1 rRNA gene is annotated in these 2,849 nt (G+C 56.5%); it reads right to left on the bottom strand.

Annotated features, from left to right (window positions below):
- A 23S ribosomal RNA gene (locus ACWIB3_RS18540) occupies positions 1–2,634 on the bottom strand; the annotation flags it as partial.
- Between the last annotated feature and the right edge of the window lie 215 nt (positions 2,635–2,849).

Below are 2,849 nucleotides of genomic sequence, written 5' to 3'. Positions count from 1 at the left end.
TCCACAAGCCACCGCCGGATCACTAGTCCCGACTTTCGTCCCTGCTCGACCCGTCGGTCTCACAGTCAAGCTCCCTTGTGCACTTACACTCAACACCTGATTGCCAACCAGGCTGAGGGAACCTTTGGGCGCCTCCGTTACTCTTTAGGAGGCAACCGCCCCAGTTAAACTACCCATCAGACACTGTCCCTGATCCGGATCACGGACCCAGGTTAGACATCCAGCACGACCAGAGTGGTATTTCAACGGCGACTCCACAACCACTGGCGTGGCTGCTTCAAAGTCTCCCACCTATCCTACACAAGCCGAACCGAACACCAATATCAAACTGTAGTAAAGGTCCCGGGGTCTTTCCGTCCTGCTGCGCGAAACGAGCATCTTTACTCGTAGTGCAATTTCACCGGGCCTATGGTTGAGACAGTCGAGAAGTCGTTACGCCATTCGTGCAGGTCGGAACTTACCCGACAAGGAATTTCGCTACCTTAGGATGGTTATAGTTACCACCGCCGTTTACTGGCGCTTAAGTTCTCAGCTTCGCAACCCCGAAAGGTCACTAACCGGTCCCCTTAACGTTCCAGCACCGGGCAGGCGTCAGTCCGTATACATCGCCTTACGGCTTCGCACGGACCTGTGTTTTTAGTAAACAGTCGCTTCTCGCTGGTCTCTGCGGCCACCCCCAGCTCAGGAAGCAAATTCCATCACCAGGTGTGGCCCCCCTTCTCCCGAAGTTACGGGGGCATTTTGCCGAGTTCCTTAACCATAGTTCACCCGAACGCCTCGGTATTCTCTACCTGACCACCTGAGTCGGTTTAGGGTACGGGCCGCCATGAAACTCGCTAGAGGCTTTTCTCGACAGCATAGGATCATCCACTTCACCACAATCGGCTCGGCATCAGGTCTCAGACTATTGCCAGGCGGATTTACCTACCTGACGTCCTACACCCTTACCCCGGGACAACCACCGCCCGGGATGGACTACCTTCCTGCGTCACCCCATCACTCACCTACTACCACCTTGGGCCGGCGGCTCCACCACTCCCCTCAACTCCGAAGAGATCAGGGCGGCTTCACGGCCTTAGCATCACGATGCTCGATGTTTGACGCTTCACAGCGGGTACCGGAATATCAACCGGTTATCCATCGACTACGCCTGTCGGCCTCGCCTTAGGTCCCGACTTACCCTGGGCAGATCAGCTTGACCCAGGAACCCTTAGTCAATCGGCGCACACGTTTCTCACGTTTGTATCGCTACTCATGCCTGCATTCTCACTCGTGAACCGTCCACAACTCGCTTCCGCGGCTGCTTCACCCGGCACACGACGCTCCCCTACCCATCACAGTCCCCGTTAGGAGTAATACTGCAATGACACGACTTCGGCGGTACGCTTGAGCCCCGCTACATTGTCGGCGCGGAATCACTAGACCAGTGAGCTATTACGCACTCTTTCAAGGGTGGCTGCTTCTAAGCCAACCTCCTGGTTGTCTGTGCGACTCCACATCCTTTCCCACTTAGCGTACGCTTAGGGGCCTTAGTCGATGCTCTGGGCTGTTTCCCTCTCGACCATGGAGCTTATCCCCCACAGTCTCACTGCCGCGCTCTCACTTACCGGCATTCGGAGTTTGGCTAAGGTCAGTAACCCGGTAGGGCCCATCGCCTATCCAGTGCTCTACCTCCGGCAAGAAACACACGACGCTGCACCTAAATGCATTTCGGGGAGAACCAGCTATCACGGAGTTTGATTGGCCTTTCACCCCTAACCACAGGTCATCCCCCAGGTTTTCAACCCTGGTGGGTTCGGTCCTCCACGAAGTCTTACCTCCGCTTCAACCTGCCCATGGCTAGATCACTCCGCTTCGGGTCTTGAGCGCGCTACTCAATCGCCCTATTCGGACTCGCTTTCGCTACGGCTTCCCCACACGGGTTAACCTCGCAACACACCGCTAACTCGCAGGCTCATTCTTCAAAAGGCACGCAGTCACGACTGTATGTGCAAGCACATACAGCGACGCTCCCACGGCTTGTAGGCACACGGTTTCAGGTACTATTTCACTCCGCTCCCGCGGTACTTTTCACCATTCCCTCACGGTACTATCCGCTATCGGTCACCAGGGAATATTTAGGCTTAGCGGGTGGTCCCGCCAGATTCACACGGGATTTCTCGGGCCCCGTGCTACTTGGGAGATGAGCAAGCAAGCCGCTGATGTTTCGTCTACGGGGGTCTTACCCTCTACGCCGGACCTTTCGCATGTCCTTCGCCTACATCAACGGTTTCTGACTCGCCTCACAGCCGGCAGACTGTGAAAGAGAGATCCCACAACCCCGCATGCGCAACCCCTGCCGGGTATCACACGCATACGGTTTGGCCTCATCCGGTTTCGCTCGCCACTACTCCCGGAATCACGGTTGTTTTCTCTTCCTGCGGGTACTGAGATGTTTCACTTCCCCGCGTTCCCTCCACACTGCCTATGTGTTCAGCAGCGGGTGACAGCCCATGACGACTGCCGGGTTTCCCCATTCGGAAACCCCCGGATCAAAGCCTGGTTGACGGCTCCCCGGGGACTATCGTGGCCTCCCACGTCCTTCATCGGTTCCTGGTGCCAAGGCATCCACCGTGCGCCCTTAAAAACTTGGCCACAGATGCTCGCGTCCACTGTGCAGTTCTCAAACAACGACCAGCCACCCATCACCCTGATCCACAAAGAATCAAGTTCACTGGGGCCGGCACTGAAGACATGACCATACGGCCGTACCTTCAGGACCCAACAACGTGCCAAGCACGATCCCCCGTCAGTGACTCACTTTCCACGCCGAAGCAGTACTCGTGATCCATCCAGGAAACCGTGCCAAC

Source organism: Sphingobacterium sp. NPDC055431 (genome assembly GCF_053644255.1).
This window is presented reverse-complemented; position numbering and strand designations above follow the sequence as displayed.